This is a genomic window from Acholeplasma equirhinis, assembly GCF_017052655.1.
Lineage (GTDB): Bacteria > Bacillota_I > Bacilli_A > Acholeplasmatales > Acholeplasmataceae > Acholeplasma > Acholeplasma equirhinis.
Window position 1 is genome coordinate 332,782 of sequence record NZ_JAFIDC010000001.1, and the last position, 23,855, is coordinate 356,636.

Here is a 23,855-nt window from a genome sequence, read left to right on the forward strand (position 1 = left end):
TATGCAAAAACCTTCATATGGATGGCTTCTTAAATGGATTTTAGCTGCAATTTTAATTGCAGTTGGTGTTACAATGTTCTTTGCACAATCTGTTGTCTTTATGGTAACAGGGATGGCGATTGTTATTTTCAGTTTATTTAGAGTCGTTCCACTCTTAAAAACTTTAAATAAAGAGGTTTTAAGAACGTTAAATTTAGTTGAAATTTTATTTGATATTATACTTGGTGGCATTATGATTTGGGCTGGTGTGGATGCTTATAATACCGGTCAATTAGATCCAGTTTGGGGTCAAGTATATAAGTATACATTAGTCTTTGTATTAGTGTTAAGAGCACTTGTATTCCTATATTCAGTTGTGTTTCTTGGAGAAAAAACAGAGCAACCTAAATATTGGGCTCATATCATCGTATTAATTTTAGGTGCGATGATTGTCCCGATTGAAAACTTTGATCATGCATGGGTCGCTTGGTTATTACTGATTATTTCTGTACTTGGTGGTGGATACCTGATTTATGATGGTGCAAAAGGGTATGGAACTTATCGTCGTTATAGCGCTGAATTAAATCAAACAAAACAAGTTGGAAAAGATAAAAAGATAGAAAAAGAGTTGCCAAAGACAGATCAACCAGTCATTGAAAAAGATGACCAAGATCGTCCGTTTGTAAGTTAATTTAGAGATAAAAATGGAAAACTAAATAGATAGTTCCTTTATAAGGAACATCTATTTTTTTATTTTTTTAACTTTGTAAACGTTTGCAATAATTTGAATATCAAAGTATTTGACAAATAAGAAAATAGTGATAGAATGTTAATATATTTGAACATCAAAACATTTGATGAATTTCCATATATGCTTTCACACCAATTTATACCTTGCCAAAATTATGAAAACTTGAAGAAATGGTATAATAATATCAAAGTTTCCTCTGGCGGGAAAATACGATCACAAAAAAATATTAATAGAGAGATAAATATGAAATATAACGAAATAAAAAGCATAATTAAGGATTTCGAAGCATCCTCGTTAACTGTGCTTGAATTAGAATCTAACGACGTTAAATTACGCCTTTCAAAAAACAAAGAACAAGCATTAGAAACTAAAGTAGTTGTTCAATCAAATGATCAACTCATTTCCGATACAACAGGACAAAAACCAACTGTAACAGAAGCAAAAGCACCGTCCCAAACAATCAAATCACCACTCGTAGGTACTTTCTATGAAAGTTCAACACCAAATGGGAAACCATTAGTTAAAGCTGGTGATAAAGTTAAGAAAGGACAAGTGGTTTGCATTGTTGAAGCTATGAAGATCATGAATGAAATCACCTCTCCAGTTGATGGAACAATCGACCAGGTGATGTTTAAAAATGGTGCTGTCGTAGGTTTTGATGATGTGCTGTTCACTGTGGTGTAAATAATGGCTCAAAATAAAATTTTAGTTGCCAATAGAGGAGAGATTGCTGTACGTGTAATCCGTGCTTGTAAAGAGTTAGGGATTCCAGTTGTAGCAGTCTATTCTACTGCAGATGCAACTTCACTTCATGCAAAATTAGCCGATGAGGCTGTATGTATCGGGCCTGCTTCATCTAAGAGCAGTTATTTAAATATGCAAGCGGTTTTATCAGCAGCTATAGCAACAGGATGTAATGCAATACATCCGGGCTATGGTTTTTTGTCTGAGAATCCAAAATTCATTGAAATGGTCGAAGCGACTGGTATAAAATTTATTGGAGCCTCATCTAACGTTGTTAGTCAATTGGGAGATAAGGCAACTGCTAAAATGATTGCTAAACAAAATAATGTACCTGTCGTAGAAGGATCTGATGGTATTATTCAATCCGTTGAAGAAGGATTGAAAGTTGCAAATCGAATTGGTTATCCAATTATGATTAAAGCAACCGCTGGTGGTGGTGGTCGTGGGATTGCCATTGCATATAATAATCAAGAGTTTGAGAAATCATTTGAACTAACATCGTTAGAAGCAGAAACATCATTTGGTGATAAATCAGTTTATATCGAAAAGTTTGTTGAAAATCCAAGACATATCGAAATTCAAATCATGGGTGACTCTAAAGGTAATGTTGTTCATCTTTTTGAGCGTGATTGTTCTATGCAACGTCGTAATCAAAAATTAATTGAAGAAGCACCTTCTGCAATCTTAGATGAAGATTTAAGACTTAAGATGGGGGAAGCTGCAGTCCGACTTGCTAAAGGTGTCGGTTATGAAGGTGCAGGAACGATTGAATTCTTAGTAGATAAGAGAAAGAATTTTTATTTTATTGAAATGAATACGAGAATTCAAGTAGAACATCCAGTAACAGAAATGATTACGGGTGTTGATTTAGTTAAAGAACAAATTAAAGTAGCATACGGTAAAGAATTATCATTCAAACAGTCTGATCTTAAAATTATGGGTCATGCGATTGAATGTCGTATTAACGCTGAAAATCCTTTAAAGAATTTCATGCCAACACCTGGTCATATTCAAAGAATTTTATTCCCAGGTGGTTTTAACGTGCGTTTTGATAGTCATATTTACCCAGATTATGATGTTCCACCATTTTATGATTCCATGTTAGGTAAATTAATTGTATTTGCACCAACAAGAAAAGAAGCGATTCGTAAAATGAGAATAGCTTTAGAACAATTAGTCATTGAAGGTATTACAACAAATATTGAATATCAATATGCAATTATGCACGCACCTGATTTTATCAAAGGTACATATGATACAGGATTTGTTGCTAAATTTAATGGATTAATCCAAGGTGAATATAATGAAGAACTTGTTGGATGAAAGAAAAATTAAATTAGCTAAATTTCAAGAATTATTAAAGAAAACACCTGTTGAAACAAAACCAGTAGATATTCCAGATGGTGTATTTACTCAATGTGAACAATGTAATTCAGCAATTTATAATAAAGACTTAGAAACTAATTTAGATGTATGTCCATACTGTGGATATCACTTTAGAATTAATGCTAAAAAACGCATTTCTTTTACTTTGGATGAAGGTAGTTTTAAAGAATTAGATCAACATATTCGTTCAAAAAATCCACTTGGAATGCCTGATTATGAAGATAAACTCATTAAAGGTGAAAGAGCTGCAAAAATGAATGAAGCTTTCATTTCAGGAACCGGTAAAATTTATGGTGCTGATGTCGCATTCGGTGTTTTAGATTCATATTTTATGATGGGTTCGATGGGTTCTGCTGTAGGTGAAAAAGTTACAAGACTGATTGAATTTGCAGCAGATAGTAAATTACCACTCATCATTTTTTCAGCATCTGGAGGTGCACGTATGCAAGAAGGTATTTTATCTTTAATGCAAATGGCTAAGACTTCTGGTGCATTAAATTTACTTGATTTAAACGGTGTTTTATATATTTCAGTTATGACAAATCCTACGACTGGTGGGGTAGCTGCAAGTTTTGCAAGTTTAGGTGATATCAATATTGCAGAACGTTCATCCTTAATTGGATTTGCTGGTGCACGCGTTATTAAACAAACGATTGGTCAAGATTTACCTTCAGGATTTCAAACAGATGTTTTCCAACTTGCAAAAGGTCAAGTTGACATGGTTATATCAAGAAAACACATGAAAGAAACATTAGGTCAAATCTTAAAATTACACGGAAGCAAGGTGAAATTATGAGTAATATAAATCTTGTATGGGAACGTGTAAAACAAGCAAGAAGCACGGATCGTCCAACTGCATCTAAAGTCATTGAGAAACTTTTCCCTGATTTCATTGAATTACATGGGGATAGATTATTTGGTGATGATGCTGCAATTATTGGTGGTATTGCAACGCTCAATAATATTCCTGTAACAATTATTGCAGAAGAAAAAGGAACAAATACTGAAGACAAAATTAAACGTAACTTTGGGATGCCACATCCAGAAGGTTATAGAAAAGCATTACGTTTAATGAAACAAGCTGAAAAATTTAAACGTCCAATTATTACGATTATTGACACGCCTGGTGCATATCCAGGTCTTGGTGCAGAAGAACGTGGTCAAGCGCAAGCAATTGCATTAAACTTAAAAGAACTTATGGAATTAAAAACACCAATTATTGTAGTTATTCTTGGTGAAGGTGGTTCTGGTGGAGCACTTGCAATTGGCGTAGGTGACGAAATATTAATGTTTGAAAATTCAATTTATTCAATTTTATCACCTGAAGGATTTGCATCGATTTTATTTAAAGACAGTACTAAAGCAAAAGAAGCTGCAGTTCATATGAAATTAACAGCAGATGATTTGAAGTCATTACATGTCATTGATGAAATCATTTTAGAAGGAAAGGGCTTAAATGTTGAGCCTGATTTAGGACTAAAGAATTTAAAGAATGCTTTAGTCAAACACGTAACTAAATTAAAAAAGGAATCTTTAACAACACTACTCTCTAAACGTTATAAAAAGTTTAGAAGAATGGGTGAATTTGAAGATAGTGTGACTCTCGATGAATAAAAACTATATAAAACTTGTCACAACAGGACGTTATGTTCCAGAAAAGGTTATGACAAATGATGATTTTGCAGCATTTTTAGACACAAATGATGAATGGATTACAACCCGTACAGGGATTAAACGTCGTCATGTTGCAGCAGATGATGAATCAGCAATTGATTTAGCTTATAAAGCAGCATTAAATGCGATTGATAATGCAAAATATGATGTGAATAAGATTGATTTAATTGTGGTAGCTACAATCACCAACCCAATGAAATCGCCATCTATAGCGAATCTTGTACAAGCAAAGCTTGGTTTAAATGAACATCATGTCATGACATTTGATATTAATGCAGCATGTTCAGGATTTGTTTATGCACTTGAAATTGCATCTTCAATGATTGGATCTGGTAACTACAAATCAGCACTTGTTATAGGTGCAGAAGAAATGACTTCAATTTTAGATTATAAAGATAGAGGTACATGTATTCTCTTTGGTGATGGAGCTGGTGCTGCGATATTAGAACCAACAGATGATCCTAATTATCAAGTACATTTCTATAATGGATCTCGTGGTGATGATACTGGTATCCTATGGATAGATCCTTTAGTCAAAATGGATGGACGTGAAGTATATAAATTCGCAACCGATATTATGCCTAAAGCAATAGATCAAGTTCTAAAGAAAGCTAATCTTACTTTAGAAGATATTGATCTTATCATTCCACATCAAGCAAATATTCGTATTATTCAATCAGTTGCAAAAGATATGAATCTTCCAATCGAAAGATTCCTAGTGAATATTGATGAATATGGTAATACGTCATCAGCAAGTATTCCAATTTTACTTGATGAATTCAAACAAAAAAATAAGGCACCTAAACGTGCATTAATGATTGGTTTTGGTGGTGGCTTTACTTGGGGTGCAGCCATCTTAATGGTGTAAGTATATGAAATTAGCAGTTTTATTTTCAGGTCAAGGTGCCCAATTCGTTGGCATGGGTTTGGATTTTATTGAGAATGTACCTGAGCTTAAAAAAAGAATGGATACATTTTCAAAAGCAACGAATTTACACCTTCAAAGTTTATTGGTTGATGAAACAAAGATAAATGATACAAGATATACACAACCATTGATGGTTGCAGTAGAAATATTAATTCATGATTATTTAAAAGAAGCTTATGGATTAAAAGTAGATGGTTATCTTGGTTTCTCACTTGGTGAGTTTTCAGCACTTTATGCAGCCGGTTATTTTAGTGACATTGAAATCATGAAAATCATTAAAATGCGTGCAGAGTTGATGGCAGATGCAGGCCAAAATACATTTGGTAAAATGGCAGCAATCCTAGGTCTATCTGATCAAGATGTTGAAGTAGTTTGTGAAGAAGCATCATTGAAAGATTCAATTGTTGTTGCTGCGAACTACAACTCTCCTGGACAACTTGTCATCTCTGGAGAATCAGATGCAGTCTTGCGTGCTGTTGAGCTTGCAAAGTCAAAAGGTGCTCGTAGAGCGATTTTGCTTAACGTATCTGGAGCATTCCATTCACCTTATATGAAAGATGCGGGTAAAAAGTTAAGACAATTTGCAACTGGTGCAAATATTCAAGTTGCAGATAAACCAGTTTACGCAAACTCAAATGCTAGAGTTTTGAAACAATCTGAAATTTTAGATGAACTTGAAACTCAAATTAAATCACCTGTTTACTTTAAACAATCTATTGAGAAAATGGTTCAAGATGGATATTCACACTTTTTAGAAGTTGGTCCAGGTACTGTTTTATCTAACTTAGTTAAGAAAATTAATCCGGAATTAAAAGTTTATAACGTATCTTCCTATGAAGATATCCAAAATATAAAGGAGATATTATGATGAATTTAAAAGGTAAAGTCGCTTTAGTTACAGGTGGTTCAACCGGTATTGGTAAAGCAATTGCAACAAAACTAGCATCTATGGGAGCACACATTGTGGTCAACTATTTTGTTGGACCAGAAGAAGCTGAGGCTGTTGCAAAAGAGCTTGAAACTACTTATGGAGTTGAAGCAATTGCATTACATGCAGACGTTTCCAATTTTGAGTCTGCACAACAACTTATTGATAAAACCGTTGAAAGATTTGGTACTTTAAATATTGTTGTAAATAATGCAGGTATTACAGATGATGCACTTATCTTACGTATGACTGAAAATCAATTTGATAGAGTTATAAATACAAATTTAAAAGGCGTCTTTAATGTTTCTAAACATTCAGCAAGAACTCTTTTAAAATCAGGTTATGGACGCATTATTAACATTGCATCAGTTATTGGTGAATATGGTAATGTTGGACAAGTTAACTATGGTGCTGCAAAAGCGGGTGTCATCGGTATTACTAAAACACTCGCAAAAGAATTCGCATCTCGTGGTGTAACAGTAAACGCAGTTGCACCAGGGTTTATTGAAACTGCAATGACAAAGAAATTACCAGATGAAGTTAGGCAAGAAATGTTAAAACATATTGCAATGGGTAGTTATGGTCAACCAGAAGATATTGCAAATTTAGTTGCTTTCCTAGCAAGTGAAGATGCAAGATATATTACAGGTGTTGTTGTTGATATCGATGGTGGGCTAACCATATAATTTAAAAAGAAAGAGGGAAAACCATGAAAAAACGAGTGGTGATCACCGGGTTAGGTGCTATTTCACCTGTGGGTAACACAGTTGAAGAGACATTTACTAACCTTGTCAATGGTGTAGGTGGTATAGACTACATTAAAAATTTTGACACATCTAGATCTAAGATTAAAATCGCAGGTGAACTTAAAAATTTAGATTTTGAACAATATCTAGATAAAAAAGATATCAAAAGAAGTGATCGCTTAATGGTACTTGGTACGATTGCAGCGATACAAGCATACGAAGACTCAGGTTTAAAGGATACAGACTATAATCCATATCGTTTTGGTATCTTTGTAACGAGTGGAATTGGTGGTTTAAATACGATTGAAGAAGGTGTTACTGCAAGTGCATTGCGCGGTCCAGATCGTGTTTCACCATTCTTCATCCCTAACTCTATTATTAATATGGTTGGTGGCATGATTTCAATGAAATTTAAAGTGAAGGGTCCGAATATTCCAGTTGTTACAGCATGTTCTGCTGCAACTAATTCAATTGGTGAAGCATTTAGAAATATTCGTGATGGTTATATTGATTTAGCTTTTGCAGGTGGTGCAGAGGCATCAATTAATGAGATTGGTATTGCAGGTTTTACTTCAATTAAAGCTTTATCTACAGAAGAAGATCCAAGAATTGCATCACGTCCATTTGATAAAGAAAGAAGTGGATTTGTCATGGGCGAAGGTTCTGGCGTCTTAATTTTAGAAGCATATGATCATGCCGTTGCACGCGGTGCAAAAATTTACGGTGAGATAGTAGGATATGGTTCTACATCTGATGCATTCCATATGACTGCACCAGATGATGAAGCAGAAGGATTAACTGAAGCAATTAAAATTGCATTAAATGATGCAAAAGTTGAACCATCACAAATTGGATATATTAATGCCCATGGTACTTCAACTTACTTAAATGATAAGATTGAAACCTTAGGTATTAAAAAAGCATTTGGTGAACATGCTTATAAATTAAATATTTCATCAACAAAAGGTGCAACTGGACATATGTTAGGTGCAACCGGAGCAGTAGAATCGATTGTATGTGTTAAAGCTCTTCAAACGTCTTTAATTCCACCAACGATCAACTATAAAACTCCAGACCCTGAGTGTGATTTAAATTACACTCCAAATAAAGCTGTTTCTAAACCAATTGAATATGCAGTGAATATCAATGTTGGATTTGGTGGACAAAATGCAGTTTTAATCTTTAAGAAATATGAGGCGTAATTATGGCGTTAATGAATCGTGAACAAATTATGGCAGTGCTTCCTCATCGTGATCCATTTTTAATGGTTGATGAGGTTTTAGAACTTGATGATAAAGAGCGTTGCCTTGCAGTAAAATATGTGAGACCTGAAGAATATTATTTCAAAGGTCATTTTCCTGAGTATCCAGTGATGCCAGGCGTATTAATTTTAGAAACGATGGCTCAAGTAGGTGCAATTGCATTACTTAGAATTCCAGAGTTCCAAGGTAAAATTGGTTTCTTCACTGGAGCTAATAATGTTAAGTGGCGTAGACAAGTTCGCCCAGGTGAAACTTTAACAGTTGAAACAAAATTAACTAAGATTCGTGGACCGTTTGTTTTTGGTGAAGCGAAAGCTTGGGTTGATGGTCAACTTGCTTGTGAAGCTGAAATTAGTTTTGCAGTTCAGTAAAAACATATGGCAAAGTTAAAGATTGTTGAGTTGAAACAGGTTGATTCCACCAACGATTATTTAAAAAAACATTATCAAGAACTACCTTCTTTTACAGTTGTGAGAACGGATTACCAAACTGCTGGTCGTGGTCAATTTGAAAGAAGATGGAATTCAGCAAGAGGTAAAAATTTATTATTCTCATTACTGTTAAAAGATGTCCCATTTGATCAAATCATTACGATTAAAGAATGGGTTAAAAGTTCAATTTTTTCACTCCTTGGTTCATATGGACTGGATGTCTATTTCAAGGAACCGAATGATGTTTACGTTGATGATAAAAAAATCTGTGGTATATTAATTGAAACAAAGAGTACAGAAAAAAACTTTGAGTATGTCATTGTAGGTATTGGCCTTAATGTAAATCAATTATTATTCTCTGGCTTTAAAGCAACATCATTAACAATTCTTACAAAGAAGATGTTAAATGTGCGTAGTGTGTTTTCTAAGTTAATTGCAAATCTCTTAGAAAGCTACTTTTAATAGGGGAGGTCACTCAAATGACCATTCGTAGGATGACAATGATTTCAATGTTTGCTGCTATACTTTGTGTATCAGCACTCGTATCTATTCCAGTCGGGGTTGTTAATTATACTTTTCAAACCTTAATCATTATCCTAATTGGATTGTTGCTTCGCCCTTTAGATGCTTTTTTAACCGTGTTGATTTATTTAATGATTGGTACACTTGGTGTACCTGTCTTTACAACAGGTGGTGGATTTCAAGCATTAATCGGTCCAACAGGTGGATTTCTATTAGGATTTTTAGTAGCAGCAGTTGGTATCTCATTATTTAAGTCAAAAAATAAGAACTTTATTATCGATATACCAATTGTTTTACTTTTTGGATTTGTTGTAATTTATTTGTTGGGTATACTTTATTACAGCCTAAATACTGAAACTGAAGTGAGTTATGTTGCTTTTACTGTCTTTATCCCATATTATTTTTGGGATTTAGTTAAGTTAGTTTTAGCTTATAGTACTTATTTCATCCTACCTAAAGAGATTCAAGATCGTTATTTAAACTTTGATAAACGATAATTTAACATCATTTATGATGATAAAAGCAAGACGGTTTTATAAAAAATATACGCATGTTATACTTAATAGAGATTAGAAGAGGTGCATAACATGTTAGAAGTATTAATCATTGGTGCGGGTCCAACAGGACTTTATGCAGCATTTTTAGCGGGGCTAAGAAAATTAAACGCAGCTGTTATTGAATCAGCTGGTGAACCAGGTGGACAATTAACCGCTGTTTATAAAGATAAGTTCATTTATGATATTCCAGGTTTTCCAAAGGTAACTGCAAAATTATATATTGATGAACAAGTTAAACAATTAGAAAGATTCAAATCTGATATTCCTGTTTATTATGGTGAAGAAGCAATGGAGATCACAAAAGTTGAGGATTACTTCATTGTTAAAACTGAAAAAAGTGTGTACGAGACAAAAACAATCTTAATTGCCCATGGTGGTGGTGGATTTGTTCCACAAAAATTAAAGATTGATAAACATTTTGAAAACATTTTATATTTTGTTAAAGATTTAAATGTGTTTAAAGATAAGCATGTCGCAGTTTTAGGTGGAGGCGACTCTGCACTTGACTGGGCAGTGTCCTTACTTGATTATGCAAAAGATGTAACTTTAGTACATAGAAGAAATGAATTCAGAGCATTACCAACAACGGTTGATGAATTTAAGGAAAGAGGAACTATCCTAACGCCTTACTTAATCGATGGTGTAAATGGTGAAAAGTTAGCAACTGAACTTGTTTTAAAAAATGTACAAACAGGAGAACAACTCACATTAAATGTTGATTATATATTAGTCAACTACGGATTCTTACTTTCTAAATCAAAATTAGAAGAATGGGGAATCAAAGGTGAAAAAGGTTTAATTGAAGTCGATTACTTAATGCAAACAAATGTCGAAGGCATTTATGCAGCAGGTAATGGTGTTTCATATCCAGGTAAAGTTAAATTGATTTCAACAGGTCAAGGTGAAGCTGCAACAGCAATCCAATCGATTACGACAAAACTCTATCCAGAACGCAATAAAAACTTTGAACATTCAACTTCACTCATTAAAGAATAAAGGATCAAATTACTTTATATATAAGGAGAAGTTTTATGATTATCAAACCTTCAATTCGTAGTAACTTTTTTACAAATTCACATCCACTAGGTATCAAAAAAATGATGGATACTTATGTTGCTGAAGTAAAAAAACTGGACAAATTTCAAGGACCTAAAAATGTTTTAATCATTGGTGGTTCCAGTGGTTATGGTCTTGCAACAAGATTAACACTCGCATTCTCTGCTGGTGCAAACACAATTAATGTGTCATTTGAAAATCAAGGGTCAGCTTCAAAAACTGGTTCTGCTGGATATTGGAATAATTTATTCTTCCAAGATGCAGTTAAAGATTTCAATCAAACCCATTTAGATTTTAATGGGGATGCTTTTAGTCCTGAAATGAAACAAAAAGTCTTAGAAACTATTCAAGAAAAGTTTGGTAAAATTGACCTACTTGTATATAGTCTTGCAAGTGGCGCAAGAAAGAATTTTGAAACAGGAGATTTAATTCGTTCTGCAATTAAACCAATTGGTAAACCTGCAGAAGGTAAAACAATTGATATTAAATCATTAACAGTTGAACCATTAACAGTTGAACCTGCTACTGAAGAAGAAGTTAAAAACACCGTATTTGTTATGGGTGGTTCTGATTGGTATGACTGGGTAATGACGCTTGAACAAGCTGGTGTTTTAAATGAAGGATTTAAAACAATCTCATATACCTATGTCGGTGGAAAAAATACTGATAATATTTATCGCTCAGGAACAATTGGTAAAGCAAAAGAAGATTTAGAAGCTGCAGTGATTAAAATGGACCAAGTACTTAAACCTAAGTATCATGGTGAAGCTCTAATCTCATCTTCAAAAGCAATCGTTTCAAAAGCTTCAGTATTTATTCCTCAAATGCCAATTTATGTTTCTTATTTATTTGATGTAATGACTAAAAACCATACACATGAAACAACACTAGAGCATAAACATAGATTATTTAAAGATATGGTTTATGGCAACAAACGTTTATTAGATGATCTTGGAAGAATTAGAATTGACCATAAAGAAATGGAAGCATCTACTCAAAAGATTGTTGCAGATTTAATGCACCAACCAGAAGATGAAAATTTCTTAGAATTACCGGGTACTAAACTATTCTTAACAGAGTTTTATCAAATTAACGGCTTTTCTGTTCCTGGTGTTGATGAAGAACAAGAAGTAGATTTAGAAACCTTAATTACTAAATATCACAACGAAAAGTATCAAAACGTATAAAATATTAAACTAAGCTAGAACATTCATGTTCTAGTTTTTTTATGACTTAATTGAAAATATTTTCTTTTAAAAAAGTTTTAGCAAAGGTATTGCGTAATACACAGTACCTATGATAATATAGTAGTGTGCAATACACAATACACTAAAAAAAGAGGGTGAAATATTGAACACACAATTTAAAAAAGGGGTTATTGAGATTTGTATTCTAAAAATTGTAAGTGAAGAAGATATGTATGGATTTGAAATCATTGATAAGTTAAGTCATTTACTAGACGTCAATGAAAATACGATTTATCCAATCTTAAGAAGACTCACAGAACAAAATATGTTTGAAACGTATTTAAGAGAAAGTTCAATGGGAGCAGCACGTAAATATTATAGAATCACAGATCAAGGTAAAAAGAGTTTAAAAGAGTACCAAGATGAATGGCAATCATTTATTGAAAATGTAATGAAGATACTAAAAGGAGAGATAAAATGAAAAATACTTATTTAAGTGAATTATATTTATATTTGAAAAAACAAAATGTTACAAAAGAAGATGTTTCAAAAGTCTTAGAAGATTATGATTTATTATATGAAGAAGCAAAAGATGCGGGTTTGACACACAATCAGATTGTAGAAAGATTAGGAACCCCAGAATCAATCTACAAAGGATTAAAAGGTGATTTAAATCACACAGATAAAGGATTAAATAAACTAACTGCAATTTCTCCATTTGTTGCATTAGTGATTTTCTTCCTTATTGGTAATTTAGTACCAGGTGGTTATCAATATAGTTGGATGGCATTCTTATTAATTCCAATTGTGGCAATACTAATTAATGTTGAAGGGTTAAATAAATTTGTTGCACTGATGCCTTTCTTATCAATTATTACATTTATGCTCGTTGGATTTACAACCGATCTTTGGCATCCAATGTGGTTAGTATTCTTATCTATTCCAATGGTAGCTATTACTTTAAATGTATCTGCTAAAGATGGTAAGTTTGTCGCATTAAGCCCATTTGTTGTAACAATTACGTATATTTTAATTAGTTACTTCAATCAATCATTCTTCGCATATGGCTATGCATTATATGCACTTGTTCCATTACTTGCAATCTTTACGCATAAACTAACAACATCTAGAGTTTTAACTGCACTACTCATCATTCTAGCTGTTATTGCACATCAAGTTTTATTCCACTTAACAACATATGGTCAAAATGCATATTTAGTTTATTTAGTTCCAGTTGCATTCGGTATTTTAACGAATCAAATTAAGATCTCTGTAAATGACTTAGATGTATGGAAAAAACATCCAATGCTTGCATTTAGTATTTTATTAGTCATCATGGCATATGGCCTTGTTGTCCTATTCTTTCCTGAATCAATCGCTTGGAGTTGGGTCATCTTACTTTTAATTCCAATGATGTCAATCTATGTTACAAACAAGTTTAAGTATTTAGTTGCATATACACCATTTATTGCACTGGCAGCATTTATCTTACTTGGAAACTTCGTTCCTGGTGCATGGCAATATGCTTGGACATTCTTCTTATTAATTCCAGTAACCGCAATTCTTACAAACAACGAAACATTTAAAAAATCAGATGAATAATATAAATGAGAGTTATACGAAAGTATAGCTCTCTTTTTTGTTATAATAACTTTATGGAGGTAAAACGATGATCGACCGCTATACAGATATTAAATTTAAAAAACTCTGGAGTGACCAAAATAAGTTTGAGACTTATTTAAAAGTAGAATTAGCAGCTAGCTTTGCACACCATAAGATTGGTTTATTTGATCAAGCAACTTTAGATAAACTTTCTAAAGCAAATTTTAATTTAAATAGAATTTATGAAATTGAAGAAGAAACAAAACATGATGTGATAGCTTTTACAAAAGCATGCATGGAAACATTAGGTGAAGAAGCTAAGTGGTTTCATTATGGTTTAACCTCAAATGATGTCGTTGATACAGCATATGGTTTGTTAATAAAAGAAGCAAACCAGTACATTGAAACTGAAATTATTGAATTTTTGTCGACGCTCAAAGCGATGGCATTAAAGTATAAAGATACAATCATGATGGGTAGAACACATGGAATGCATGCAGATTTAACTACATTTGGTTTAAAGTTTGCTTTATATTATGATGAGTTTAATCGTCATTTAAAACGTTTTAGATTAGCAAGAAAAGATATTGAGATTGGTAAAATTTCAGGTGCAGTTGGTAACTTTGCACATGTTGATCCAATGATTCAAAAATTAGCACTAGAAAAACTAGGTCTTAATGAGGCAAATATTTCAACTCAAATTTTACAAAGAGATCTGCATGCATTTTACATACAAGTATTGTCTTTAATTGCCTCTTCGATAGAAAAGATTGCGGTTGAAATTAGACATTTATCTCGAACAGAAGTCAATGAGGTTGAAGAAGGTTTTTCTAAAAATCAAAAAGGTTCATCTGCCATGCCGCATAAAAAGAATCCGATTGCCTCAGAAAACATGGCAGGTATTGCAAGAGTCATTCGCGGTTATGTTGTCACTGCAAATGAAAATATTGCGCTTTGGCATGAACGTGATATCTCACACTCATCTGCAGAACGCATCATCATTCCTGATGCAACAAGCTTAATTTATTATATGTTGAATCGTTATCGAAATGTCTTAAAAAACCTTGTTGTCAAAGAAGACCAAATGCTTAAGAATTTATCTTTGAACTATGGTGTATTTTTTAGTCAAAAGTTATTGAAAGCTTTAATTGATAAGAATTTAGATCGAGATCAAGCTTATGACATCGTTCAAAAATTGACTTTTGATGCGTTAAAAAATAAAGTCCAATTTGAAGATGTGGTTTCAAAAGATGAAATAATCCTAAACGTATTGAAAAAAGAAGAAATTAAAACTGTATTTAAACTAGAAGGCTATTTAAATCATTTAGATGAAATCTATAAAAGTGTGGGAATATAAGCCTTATTTATTAATAAATAAAGTTCAAGTGTTAAAATGAAGACATAAGGGAGGTATTTAGTATGACAGTTAAACAATATTTGGAAACTGAAAAACCAAAAAAATATATTATCACCGACCGTATGCGTACACCATTTTCTGATGAGCAACTCAAATGGTTAGATCTTGCAGAAATAGACATTAGAAATGTTGATAAAGTTGATGCTGAAACAATACGCATTCAAACTGATTATATGCCTGATGCTTGTTAATGAATAAACAACCTTTAATGGTTGTTTTTTTTATGCAAATTTTCGTCAAAATAATGTGTTGACATTTTGAAATTATTCTATATAATATATGCAGTTTCAGTTTATTATTGTTTAACCAATAGTTAATATATACTAAACATTTGAAAGTTAAATTCTTTTTAAAAATTACTGTGAGTAAACTCATAAAGAAAGGAACTAAGATGGCAGCATTAATTCAACTAAAAGACGTAACAAAAGAATACAACGGGCAAGTTGTATTAAGAGGTATCGACTTAGAAATTAAAAGTAACGAATTTGTTACATTCTTAGGGCCATCTGGCTGCGGTAAGACAACTACTCTACGTATTATCGGTGGTTTTGTTGAACCTACAAGTGGTGAGGTCCTATTTGACGGGGAAGATATTTTAAAACTTCCAGCATATAAGAGACCAACAAATACTGTATTTCAACGTTATGCTTTATTTCCACATTTAAATGTTTTTGAAAATGTTGCATTCGGTCTACGTGTAAAGGGTAGAAATGCTCAACAAAGAACTGAAATTGAAGAATTGAAGAAAGAACTAAAGACTAAACTAGCTCAACTTGACAATAAATCAGAAAAATCAGATTTAATTAATTCAAATAATGAAAAGATTGAAGCAATCAAAAAGACTTTCATCACTAAAAAAGAATTTGAAAAGATGATTGATCAAAAAGTTGCTAAATATTTAAAACTTGTTGGACTAGAAGGATATGAAGATCGCCACATTAATAAGCTATCTGGTGGTCAAATGCAAAGAGTTGCTATCGCAAGAGCGTTAATTAATGAACCAAAGGTTTTACTACTTGATGAACCACTTGCTGCACTTGACTTAAAACTTCGTCAAGAAATGCAATATGAATTAAAAGAAATTCAAAAGAGTGCAGGTATTACCTTCATCTTTGTAACACATGACCAAGAGGAAGCTTTAACAATGAGTGATAAAATTGTGGTTATGAACAAAGGTGAAATTCAACAAGTTGGTACACCAATTGATATTTATAATGAACCAGTGAACCGTTTTGTTGCAAACTTTATTGGTGAGTCTAATATTGTTCCTGGTATTATGAAGAAAGATTTCTTAGTGAGTTTTGATGGTAATGATTTTGAATGTGTTGATAAGGGATTCAATGATAATCAAGAAATTGAAGTTGTCTTACGTCCTGAAGATTTAGATATTGTTGAACGCGGTAAAGGAAAAATCCCTGGTGTTGTCGATTCAGTAATCTTTAAAGGGGTACACTTTGAAATTGATGTAAAAACTGCACATAGAACTTATACAGTTCATACCACTGACTATAGAGCAGAAGGTAGTGAAATTGATTTAGATTGGTGGCCTGAGGACATCCATGTCATGGAGGTCTGGTAATGGAACAATTGATTCGAAATAAACAAACAAATTCTAAAGAAAAAATTAAATTTGAAACCGTACTTGGTATTCCTTATTACATTGCACTCGTCGTATTTGTTATCGTACCATTATTAATTATGGCATTATATGCATTCACGACAAATGAAACAAGATCCATTTTCAATATCAAATTTACAACAGATAATTTTTTAAGATTTGTGAATACACCTTCATTTGTTAACTCAATGTGGGAATCCATTTGGATTGCAATTCAATCAACTTTCTTTTGTTTATTAATTTGCTATCCACTTGCATATATCGTTTCTCTTATGAAAAAGAGAACACAAACAATTCTTGTCTTGTTACTTACTGCTACAATGTGGATTAATTCATTGATTTTAATTCATTCAATGAAAAACGTATTTCTAATTGCAGGATCATTTTTTGTTGGTGGTAATGCACCATTTCTACAACAAGCAATTTTCCTTGGTCATGATTACTCAATCATTATTGGTATGATCTTCTTGTATTTTCCATATATGTTCTTACCAATCTATACACAGATGACTAAAATTGACCACCATTTATTAGAAGGTGCAGCTGACCTTGGTGCAAATAAGTTCCAAACAATTATTCGAGTTGTTGTACCACTTACGATGTCATCAGTGATTGCAAGTTGCCTTGTCGTGTTGCTTCCTGCAACAACAACCTTAGTTGTACCTGAAATCATGGCATATGGTAATCGACCAATGATTGGTAACTTAATTGAACGAAGAGGTGGCTCTGGTAACTTTGGTGAGATGGCAGCAATTGCATTAATCTTAACATTAGTCTTACTTGTCATTGTCTTTGTTATGAAAAAGTTAAATCGATATGAGGAGGTACTTTCAAATGATTAAGAAAGTTTCCATCTACTCATATATATTTATTGGATTAGTACTAGCATTTATTTATATCCCATTAATAGTTATGGTTATCTTCTCATTTAATGAATTAGGTAGTCAAACAGTTTATCAAGGATTTAGTTTTAAATGGTATGGTGATATCTTTAAAAATCCAGAACTTTCTAAAGCAATCACAAATACATTAATGATTTCAATCATTTCTACAGTCATTGCAACCATACTTGCAACACTTGCAGCACTTGGACTTTCTAAACAAAAGAAAATCTTTAGAGAAATTGTCTTAGGTGTAAATAATATTCCAATTTTATCACCGGATATTCTAACTGCAGTTGCATTCTTATTATTCTTTATTGCATTATCAATTGAACCAAACATGATGACAATGATCATCGGTCATGTTACAATTTCTGCACCATATGCATTTGTGACAATTTATCCTAAAGTAAGAGGTCTTGACCCAAATATTCAAGAAGCTGCTTACGATTTAGGTGCAACGCCAATCAAAGCACTCTTTAAGGTAATCCTTCCACAATTAAGTGGTGTAATCTTAGCTGGTGCTGCAATGGCTTTTACGATTTCATTTGATGATTATATCGTAAGCCAACTTGCAGGTGGTGGCGTTTCAAATATCTCGATTTACTTATATAGTTTAAATCGTGGTATCGAACCAAGTGTTAACGCATTATCAACAATTATTATATTAGCAATTGGTATTAAGGTTGTTTATGATTTAGTAAAATCAAAAAATGAGAGAGAAGGAGAAGAATAACAATGAAAAAAATGTGGGCTTTAGCCTTTGTTGCATTCGCAACATTCATGATGACTGCATGTACATCAAGTGATTTAATTATTTACATGCCAAAAGAATATATTGCTGATGGTATCGTTCAAGCTTTTGAAGAAGAATACGGTATCAAAGTAGATTTAAGAACTTTTGATTCAAACGAAATCGCATTAACTCAAGCTAGAATTAGCCGTTATGACTTAATCATCCCATCTGATTATGCTATCGAAGAATTTGCTGATGCGGGTCTTATCCAAGAATTAGACTGGGATAAAATTGAATTTGATCCAGCTGATTTCTCAGAAGCGCTAGTTGATACACTTGCAGAATTAGAAGAAGCAGGTTTTGATTTATTAAAATATGCAATGCCTTATTTCTGGGGTACTATCGGTTTAATCTACGATAATACTAAAGAAGGTTTAGCTGAACAATTAGAAGAAGAAGGTTGGGGTATTCTTGCAGATCAATCATTAACTAAAATGATTTATGATTCTCCAAGAGATGCTTTCATGGCTGCTCTATATGCTCAAGATCCAGTTGTATATATGAGTGATGCAACTCAATCTGATGTTGAAGCTGCTAGAGATTGGTTAATTTCAACTAAAGGTACAAATACAGTATTACTTTCAGATGAAATCTTAGACCAAGCAATTGGTGGAAATGTTCCATATGATATCGCAATGGTTTACTCAGGAGATGCAGTTTACATCTTACAAGAAACTGATGATTATTCATTCTTCATTCCTGAATACTCAAACGTTTGGGTAGATGGTATGGTTATTCCAAAAAATGCAGTAAATGTTGATATGGCTTACAACTTCATCAACTTCATTTCTTCGTACGAAGTTTCATTAGAAAATACTTGGGGAATGGGTTATTCACCAGTACGTCAAGATGTTTTAGATGAACTTATGGCTGATGAAGAATTTAACTGGGATGATGAAAGAATCGGATATGCATTCGCTTTAGATACAACATTATTCTCATATGAATTCTATCGTTTCAACAACGAACTTAAAAAGTGGATTGACGATAGTTACGACGAATTCTATTACGCTTAACATATAGGACCTTTTCGAAGGTCCTTTCTTTTTTCTTATAAAGAAAAGTGTTATAATGATTTCGAGGTATTTTATGACAAAAGAATTATTGTTCGAATCTTATACAAAGTTAATGGAAGTTATGTATCAATATGCATTTTTTGGTGATATCAGTTTTAATGATTTTGAAAAACTGGATACAGATTTAAAATTAAAAGCTATTGATATCATTAAAAGAAAAGATGAAGTAGATGCATTAATTTCCAAGAATCTTACAAACTATACAATTGATCGCTTAAATTTAGTTGATTTAGCGATTATTAGAATTTCAGTCTATGAGCTTTTAATTGGTGAATTAGACCCAGTTAAAGTTATCAATTTAGGCATTGACCTTTCAAAAGAATTTAGTGACTTAGATGATGAAAAACAACATAAGTTTACAAATCGTTTATTAGATAACATTTATAAAGGACTGAAGTAAGTTTGAACCAACCACAATATTTATCGGTTACGGCTCTAACTCAATACTTAAAAGCAAAACTAGAAAATGATCCCCATTTAAAGAAGATACTTCTTAAAGGGGAAATTTCTAATTTTAAGGCACATTCAAGTGGCCATTTTTACTTTAGTTTAAAAGATGATAAAGCTCAAATCTCTGCCATGATGTTTTCAACATATGCAAAGAATATAAACTTTATGCCTAAAGATGGTGATAAAGTTCTAGTTGAAGGTTATATCTCGCTATATGAAGCTAGAGGTAGTTATTCAATTTCTGTTTACCAAATGACACTCGATGGTATTGGTGAACTTTTCCTAAAATATGAAAATCTAAGAAAAGAATTTGAAGCATTAGGTTATTTTGATCCTAGTTTAAAGAAACCAATTCCAAAGTTTCCAAGAGCAATTGGTGTCATTACATCACCTACTGGTGCTGTAATTCAAGATATCAAAAATACAGTATCCAGAAGATATTTACTGACTAAAATTGTGCTTTATCCAGCACTTGTCCAAGGTGAAGGTTCTAAAGACGATTTAGTCAAAAAGATTAAAAAAGCCAATGAAGATAATTTAGTCGATGTCATTATTCTTGGTCGTGGTGGTGGTTCAATCGAAGATTTATGGAGTTTTAATGAAGCTGAGGTTGTTGTTGCAATCCATGAATCAAAAATTCCAATCATTACAGCAATTGGACATGAAACAGATACAACCCTTTCGGATTTTGTTTCAGATTTAAGAGCACCAACACCAACAGCAGCTGCAGAGCTTGCAACACCGAATGTCTTAGATTTAAAACAAGATATAAAAGAAAATACGAGACTATTAAACTACTATATTAATGAGAAGATTAAACAGATTAAAACAAATCTTCTCAATTTAGATGAAAGATTAGTCTTATCAAGTCCAAAAGCAAAACTTGATCAAGAAAAGAAAAATACGGTAAATTTAGTTTCTAAACTGAATCAAGTATATCAAGTTAAACTTCTAGATTTAAATTATCAAACAAATCTTTATCGTCAACGTTTAATCTCACCAAAGGATAAAATTGAACGTTTAAATGAAAGATTAGTCGATCTAAGATATAAACTCAATCAAAATTATCAAAATAAATTAACATTGAGTACATATCAGTTTAATACATTAAGAGAAGCTTTAAAATCAATCAATCCACTATCAGTAATGGAACGTGGGTTTGCATTAACGATGAAAGATGATAAAGTATTAACTTCTATCAAAGATGTTAAAGAAAATGATTTAATTACAGTTGAATTAAAAGATGGTAAATTAAAAACCAAAGTTATAGAAAAAGAGGTAAAGTCGCATGAGTGAAAAACTATCGTTTGAAGAAACAATGAAAAAGTTAGAAACAGTTGTTAAAGCACTTGAAAGTAAAGAAATTTCTTTAGAAGATTCTATTAAGAAATATAAAGAAGGTTTAGAACTTTCTAAAGCACTTTACGATATGATTGAAAAAGCACAAAGTTTAATCGTAGAAACTAAAGAATAATTAAAATGAGACTTGATGTATTTTTAGCAGAACAAAATAAAGACTTATCACGTTCTAGAATCAGTGATTTAATTAAACGCGGATTTGTCTTAGTTGATGATAAACCAGTGACTAAACCTGGTTTTTCAGTGCTAGAAAATCATAAAGTAGAAATCATTAAAACGGATCTTTTAGCATCACGTGCTGGTGAAAAACTAGAACATGCTATCGATTTATTTCAAATATCATTAAAGGATTTAACAATCATTGATGTTGGTGCATCGACGGGTGGATTTACAGATCTTGCGATTAAATCCGGAGCAAAGCATGTTTATGCTTATGATGTAGGTCGTGACCAAATGGTTGATTACCTTAAATCGCATCCCCAAGTTTCATCGTATGAAGAAACGAATATTTTGGATGTGAAGGTACCTGAAAATGATTTATGTTTAATCGATGTTTCATTTACATCAGTATTTCCAATTTTAAAACATTTAAAAAACCAAACGGATACCATTTTATTTCTTTTAAAACCTCAATTTGAAAGTGAAGGTCAAGGACTTAAAAAAGGTATCTTAAAAGATGAAAAAGTTTTAAAACGTATTATGGCAAAAACTACACAAACAATTATTGAAATTGGATTCAATATTAAAGGTTTTACCCCATCACCAATTAAAGGTAAAGATGGCAATCAAGAATTCTTATTCCTAATTCAAAAGGGGTCATAAAATGCTTTCGAAATTACTGGTTAAAAATTTCGCATTAATTGATGATTTAGAGATTGAATTTAAAAATGGACTCACTGCACTTACAGGAGAAACTGGAAGTGGTAAGTCCATTCTTTTAGAATCTTTATCGCTTTTATTTGGTAAAAGAAGTGATGCTGAATACATCAGACACGGAAAATCAAAAGCTGAAGTCACAGGTCAATTTTTATTAAACCAAGTTCAACAAAAAGCTTTAGAATTACCTGAAGAAATTACATTGCATCGTGAAATTGATGAGTCAGGTCGACACACCATTCGTTTAAATGGTGAAATTATCACACTTGCCAGACTTAAATCAATTACATCCTTAATTGGGTTAATACATGGACAAAATGATACATATATGTTGTTTGATAAAGCGTCTTATGTTACCTTTATCGACCAAATGGATTTAAATAAAGCAACAGATCTATTGCAAAAGTACTTAATTAAAAGAAGTAAATATCAAGAAGCAAAAGCGCACCTTGAATCTTTAAAATCTAAAAAGCAAGAAAGTTTAGAACGTATTGATTATTTAACTTTCCAAGTAAAAGAACTAGAAGGATTAAATCTACTTCTAAACGAAAAAGAAGAACTTGAAGATAAAATCGAAAAATTAAAAAACTTTGACCTTATTCAATCTGCTTTAAAACAAGCAAATGAAGCTTTAAATAGTCAAACTTTTCAATTAGATGACCTATATCTTGCATATAAACAAATCGCTAAAATTGCTGAGTATGATAAATCATATGAAATGTTATCTAAGAATCTTGAAGATTCATATTATACATTAGAAGATTCGATTAAAACTAGTTCTAACCTATTAAAGAATTTAGATTTTGATGATGAAGCATTTAATATGTATCAACAAAGAGTATTTGAATTGAATAAAATCGAAGTTAAATATGGTAAAACAGTCAATGATTTGATTGAGTATTTAGATAAAATTAAAGAAGAACTTGCGTTATCAAGCGATTATGAAGGTTACTTGAAAGAAGTTAAACAAAAATGCGATAAGTTATATGATGAAGCTTATCAAGATGCAACTAAACTTCATGAGTTACGTTTAAAGCTTGCTAAACGCTTAGAAGATGATTTAACGAAAAACCTTCGTGAACTCGATTTAGAAAAAGCAGAATTTAAAATTGAATTTGATGAAATTAAACATGGTATGACTTTAGACGAAACTGGTGTCGATGCTGTTGAGTTTATGATTTCACTCAATGAAGGTGAACCTAAGAAACCTTTAAGTAAGGTAGCATCTGGTGGTGAAAAAGCTCGATTTATGTTTAGTCTAAAATCACTCTTTGCCAAAAACTCAGGATTATCTATGTTAGTATTTGACGAAATTGACATCGGTATTTCGGGGAAAACTGCAGCGAAAGTTGCAACTAAGATGAAGGAAATCTCAACAGAACTTCAAACACTAGTTATCACGCATTTACCACAAGTTGCTGCAAAAGCAGATTATCATTATTCAATTTATAAAACTAAAGTGGATGATCGCATGCAAACCTTCATTGAACTACTTTCACAAGACGATAGAGTACTTTCAATTGCAGGTATGTTAAGTGATGATTCAATTTCACCTTACGCAATAGAACAAGCAAAAGCATTATTATCAAAATAGAGCCTAACGAGGCTCTTTTTTTAATCAAATGCATA

General features: G+C 32.2%; 27 protein-coding genes. All 27 read left to right on the plus strand.

Annotated features, from left to right (window positions below; translation table 11 throughout):
• Position 1 precedes the first annotated feature (1 nt).
• The 27 genes from JV173_RS01530 to recN all read left to right on the plus strand — a co-directional run bounded on the left by JV173_RS01530 (position 2) and on the right by recN (position 23,820).
• Positions 2–670 (plus strand): hypothetical protein, encoded by a 669-nt coding sequence (locus tag JV173_RS01530; protein WP_205734530.1) that lies wholly within the window; start codon positions 2–4, stop codon positions 668–670.
• A 303-nt stretch (positions 671–973) separates the two neighbouring features.
• Positions 974–1,414, plus strand: a complete 441-nt coding sequence (gene accB / locus JV173_RS01535) for an acetyl-CoA carboxylase biotin carboxyl carrier protein (RefSeq protein ID WP_205734531.1) — start codon at positions 974–976, stop codon at positions 1,412–1,414.
• 3 nt (positions 1,415–1,417) lie between these two features.
• Entirely contained in the window at positions 1,418–2,797 is a 1,380-nt protein-coding gene (gene accC / locus JV173_RS01540) for an acetyl-CoA carboxylase biotin carboxylase subunit (protein ID WP_205734532.1), read from the plus strand.
• Positions 2,778–3,656: an acetyl-CoA carboxylase, carboxyltransferase subunit beta gene (accD, locus tag JV173_RS01545; RefSeq protein WP_205734533.1), complete on the plus strand. Its 879-nt coding sequence runs from the start codon at positions 2,778–2,780 to the stop codon at positions 3,654–3,656. The genes accC and accD overlap by 20 nt, the downstream gene beginning before the upstream one ends.
• The gene (locus JV173_RS01550; protein ID WP_205734534.1) at positions 3,653–4,474 is read left to right on the plus strand and encodes an acetyl-CoA carboxylase carboxyltransferase subunit alpha; all 822 of its coding nucleotides are present in this window, start codon (positions 3,653–3,655) and stop codon (positions 4,472–4,474) included. Before accD ends, JV173_RS01550 begins: the two co-directional genes overlap by 4 nt.
• Positions 4,467–5,402: a beta-ketoacyl-ACP synthase III gene (locus JV173_RS01555; RefSeq protein WP_205734535.1), complete on the plus strand. Its 936-nt coding sequence runs from the start codon at positions 4,467–4,469 to the stop codon at positions 5,400–5,402. Before JV173_RS01550 ends, JV173_RS01555 begins: the two co-directional genes overlap by 8 nt.
• Before the next feature lie 4 nt (positions 5,403–5,406).
• Entirely contained in the window at positions 5,407–6,330 is a 924-nt protein-coding gene (gene fabD, locus JV173_RS01560; RefSeq protein ID WP_205734536.1) for an ACP S-malonyltransferase, read from the plus strand.
• Entirely contained in the window at positions 6,327–7,076 is a 750-nt protein-coding gene (fabG, locus tag JV173_RS01565; RefSeq protein WP_240452996.1) for a 3-oxoacyl-[acyl-carrier-protein] reductase, read from the plus strand. Before fabD ends, fabG begins: the two co-directional genes overlap by 4 nt.
• Positions 7,077–7,099: 23 nt before the next feature.
• A complete protein-coding gene (gene fabF, locus JV173_RS01570) occupies positions 7,100–8,338 on the plus strand; it encodes a beta-ketoacyl-ACP synthase II (protein WP_205734537.1) in 1,239 nt (412 codons plus the stop codon).
• A gap of 2 nt (positions 8,339–8,340) precedes the next feature.
• Positions 8,341–8,769, plus strand: a complete 429-nt coding sequence (gene fabZ / locus JV173_RS01575; RefSeq protein WP_205734538.1) for a 3-hydroxyacyl-ACP dehydratase FabZ — start codon at positions 8,341–8,343, stop codon at positions 8,767–8,769.
• A 6-nt stretch (positions 8,770–8,775) separates the two neighbouring features.
• On the plus strand, positions 8,776–9,291 hold the full coding sequence (locus JV173_RS01580; RefSeq protein ID WP_205734539.1) for a biotin--[acetyl-CoA-carboxylase] ligase: 516 nt from the start codon (positions 8,776–8,778) through the stop codon (positions 9,289–9,291).
• A gap of 17 nt (positions 9,292–9,308) precedes the next feature.
• Positions 9,309–9,848 carry a biotin transporter BioY gene (locus tag JV173_RS01585; RefSeq protein WP_205734540.1) on the plus strand — a complete coding sequence of 180 codons (540 nt, stop codon included), beginning with the start codon at positions 9,309–9,311 and terminating at the stop codon, positions 9,846–9,848.
• A gap of 90 nt (positions 9,849–9,938) precedes the next feature.
• Positions 9,939–10,904: an NAD(P)/FAD-dependent oxidoreductase gene (locus tag JV173_RS01590; protein WP_205734541.1), complete on the plus strand. Its 966-nt coding sequence runs from the start codon at positions 9,939–9,941 to the stop codon at positions 10,902–10,904.
• Between the two features lie 35 nt (positions 10,905–10,939).
• Entirely contained in the window at positions 10,940–12,151 is a 1,212-nt protein-coding gene (fabV, locus tag JV173_RS01595; RefSeq protein ID WP_205734542.1) for an enoyl-ACP reductase FabV, read from the plus strand.
• Positions 12,152–12,314: 163 nt separating this feature from the next.
• The gene (locus JV173_RS01600) at positions 12,315–12,632 is read left to right on the plus strand and encodes a PadR family transcriptional regulator (RefSeq protein ID WP_205734543.1); all 318 of its coding nucleotides are present in this window, start codon (positions 12,315–12,317) and stop codon (positions 12,630–12,632) included.
• Complete coding sequence (locus JV173_RS01605) at positions 12,629–13,753, plus strand: HAAS signaling domain-containing protein (RefSeq protein WP_205734544.1); 1,125 nt, start codon at positions 12,629–12,631, stop codon at positions 13,751–13,753. Before JV173_RS01600 ends, JV173_RS01605 begins: the two co-directional genes overlap by 4 nt.
• 67 nt (positions 13,754–13,820) lie before the next feature.
• The gene (purB, locus tag JV173_RS01610; RefSeq protein WP_205734545.1) at positions 13,821–15,110 is read left to right on the plus strand and encodes an adenylosuccinate lyase; all 1,290 of its coding nucleotides are present in this window, start codon (positions 13,821–13,823) and stop codon (positions 15,108–15,110) included.
• Positions 15,111–15,172: 62 nt separating this feature from the next.
• Positions 15,173–15,361 carry a hypothetical protein gene (locus JV173_RS01615; protein ID WP_205734546.1) on the plus strand — a complete coding sequence of 63 codons (189 nt, stop codon included), beginning with the start codon at positions 15,173–15,175 and terminating at the stop codon, positions 15,359–15,361.
• A gap of 200 nt (positions 15,362–15,561) precedes the next feature.
• Positions 15,562–16,749: an ABC transporter ATP-binding protein gene (locus JV173_RS01620; RefSeq protein ID WP_205734547.1), complete on the plus strand. Its 1,188-nt coding sequence runs from the start codon at positions 15,562–15,564 to the stop codon at positions 16,747–16,749.
• A complete protein-coding gene (locus JV173_RS01625; protein ID WP_205734548.1) occupies positions 16,749–17,630 on the plus strand; it encodes an ABC transporter permease in 882 nt (293 codons plus the stop codon). The genes JV173_RS01620 and JV173_RS01625 overlap by 1 nt, the downstream gene beginning before the upstream one ends.
• Complete coding sequence (locus JV173_RS01630) at positions 17,623–18,405, plus strand: ABC transporter permease (RefSeq protein WP_205734549.1); 783 nt, start codon at positions 17,623–17,625, stop codon at positions 18,403–18,405. Before JV173_RS01625 ends, JV173_RS01630 begins: the two co-directional genes overlap by 8 nt.
• Positions 18,406–18,407: 2 nt before the next feature.
• Complete coding sequence (locus tag JV173_RS01635) at positions 18,408–19,481, plus strand: extracellular solute-binding protein (RefSeq protein WP_205734550.1); 1,074 nt, start codon at positions 18,408–18,410, stop codon at positions 19,479–19,481.
• Positions 19,482–19,554: 73 nt separating this feature from the next.
• Complete coding sequence (locus JV173_RS01640) at positions 19,555–19,941, plus strand: transcription antitermination factor NusB (protein ID WP_205734551.1); 387 nt, start codon at positions 19,555–19,557, stop codon at positions 19,939–19,941.
• A 2-nt stretch (positions 19,942–19,943) separates the two neighbouring features.
• Positions 19,944–21,287, plus strand: a complete 1,344-nt coding sequence (xseA, locus tag JV173_RS01645) for an exodeoxyribonuclease VII large subunit (RefSeq protein WP_205734552.1) — start codon at positions 19,944–19,946, stop codon at positions 21,285–21,287.
• Positions 21,280–21,465: an exodeoxyribonuclease VII small subunit gene (gene xseB / locus JV173_RS01650; RefSeq protein ID WP_205734553.1), complete on the plus strand. Its 186-nt coding sequence runs from the start codon at positions 21,280–21,282 to the stop codon at positions 21,463–21,465. Before xseA ends, xseB begins: the two co-directional genes overlap by 8 nt.
• Before the next feature lie 5 nt (positions 21,466–21,470).
• Positions 21,471–22,172, plus strand: coding sequence for a TlyA family RNA methyltransferase (locus JV173_RS01655; RefSeq protein WP_205734554.1), 702 nt, complete (start codon positions 21,471–21,473; stop codon positions 22,170–22,172).
• Position 22,173: 1 nt separating this feature from the next.
• Positions 22,174–23,820: a DNA repair protein RecN gene (gene recN, locus JV173_RS01660; RefSeq protein ID WP_205734555.1), complete on the plus strand. Its 1,647-nt coding sequence runs from the start codon at positions 22,174–22,176 to the stop codon at positions 23,818–23,820.
• Positions 23,821–23,855 lie beyond the last annotated feature (35 nt).

Excerpts from the sequence above, each read along its gene's own strand:
- JV173_RS01530 (WP_205734530.1), top strand. The coding sequence starts at position 2 with ATGCAAAAACCTTCATATGGATGGCTTCTTAAATGGATTTTAGCTGCA.
- accB (WP_205734531.1), top strand. The coding sequence starts at position 974 with ATGAAATATAACGAAATAAAAAGCATAATTAAGGATTTCGAAGCATCC.
- accC (WP_205734532.1), top strand. The coding sequence starts at position 1,418 with ATGGCTCAAAATAAAATTTTAGTTGCCAATAGAGGAGAGATTGCTGTA.
- accD (WP_205734533.1), top strand. The coding sequence starts at position 2,778 with ATGAAGAACTTGTTGGATGAAAGAAAAATTAAATTAGCTAAATTTCAA.
- JV173_RS01550 (WP_205734534.1), top strand. The coding sequence starts at position 3,653 with ATGAGTAATATAAATCTTGTATGGGAACGTGTAAAACAAGCAAGAAGC.
- JV173_RS01555 (WP_205734535.1), top strand. The coding sequence starts at position 4,467 with ATGAATAAAAACTATATAAAACTTGTCACAACAGGACGTTATGTTCCA.
- fabD (WP_205734536.1), top strand. The coding sequence starts at position 5,407 with ATGAAATTAGCAGTTTTATTTTCAGGTCAAGGTGCCCAATTCGTTGGC.
- fabG (WP_240452996.1), top strand. The coding sequence starts at position 6,327 with ATGATGAATTTAAAAGGTAAAGTCGCTTTAGTTACAGGTGGTTCAACC.
- fabF (WP_205734537.1), top strand. The coding sequence starts at position 7,100 with ATGAAAAAACGAGTGGTGATCACCGGGTTAGGTGCTATTTCACCTGTG.
- fabZ (WP_205734538.1), top strand. The coding sequence starts at position 8,341 with ATGGCGTTAATGAATCGTGAACAAATTATGGCAGTGCTTCCTCATCGT.
- JV173_RS01580 (WP_205734539.1), top strand. The coding sequence starts at position 8,776 with ATGGCAAAGTTAAAGATTGTTGAGTTGAAACAGGTTGATTCCACCAAC.
- JV173_RS01585 (WP_205734540.1), top strand. The coding sequence starts at position 9,309 with ATGACCATTCGTAGGATGACAATGATTTCAATGTTTGCTGCTATACTT.
- JV173_RS01590 (WP_205734541.1), top strand. The coding sequence starts at position 9,939 with ATGTTAGAAGTATTAATCATTGGTGCGGGTCCAACAGGACTTTATGCA.
- fabV (WP_205734542.1), top strand. The coding sequence starts at position 10,940 with ATGATTATCAAACCTTCAATTCGTAGTAACTTTTTTACAAATTCACAT.
- JV173_RS01605 (WP_205734544.1), top strand. The coding sequence starts at position 12,629 with ATGAAAAATACTTATTTAAGTGAATTATATTTATATTTGAAAAAACAA.
- purB (WP_205734545.1), top strand. The coding sequence starts at position 13,821 with ATGATCGACCGCTATACAGATATTAAATTTAAAAAACTCTGGAGTGAC.
- JV173_RS01615 (WP_205734546.1), top strand. The coding sequence starts at position 15,173 with ATGACAGTTAAACAATATTTGGAAACTGAAAAACCAAAAAAATATATT.
- JV173_RS01620 (WP_205734547.1), top strand. The coding sequence starts at position 15,562 with ATGGCAGCATTAATTCAACTAAAAGACGTAACAAAAGAATACAACGGG.
- JV173_RS01625 (WP_205734548.1), top strand. The coding sequence starts at position 16,749 with ATGGAACAATTGATTCGAAATAAACAAACAAATTCTAAAGAAAAAATT.
- JV173_RS01630 (WP_205734549.1), top strand. The coding sequence starts at position 17,623 with ATGATTAAGAAAGTTTCCATCTACTCATATATATTTATTGGATTAGTA.
- JV173_RS01635 (WP_205734550.1), top strand. The coding sequence starts at position 18,408 with ATGAAAAAAATGTGGGCTTTAGCCTTTGTTGCATTCGCAACATTCATG.
- JV173_RS01640 (WP_205734551.1), top strand. The coding sequence starts at position 19,555 with ATGACAAAAGAATTATTGTTCGAATCTTATACAAAGTTAATGGAAGTT.
- xseB (WP_205734553.1), top strand. The coding sequence starts at position 21,280 with ATGAGTGAAAAACTATCGTTTGAAGAAACAATGAAAAAGTTAGAAACA.
- JV173_RS01655 (WP_205734554.1), top strand. The coding sequence starts at position 21,471 with ATGAGACTTGATGTATTTTTAGCAGAACAAAATAAAGACTTATCACGT.
- recN (WP_205734555.1), top strand. The coding sequence starts at position 22,174 with ATGCTTTCGAAATTACTGGTTAAAAATTTCGCATTAATTGATGATTTA.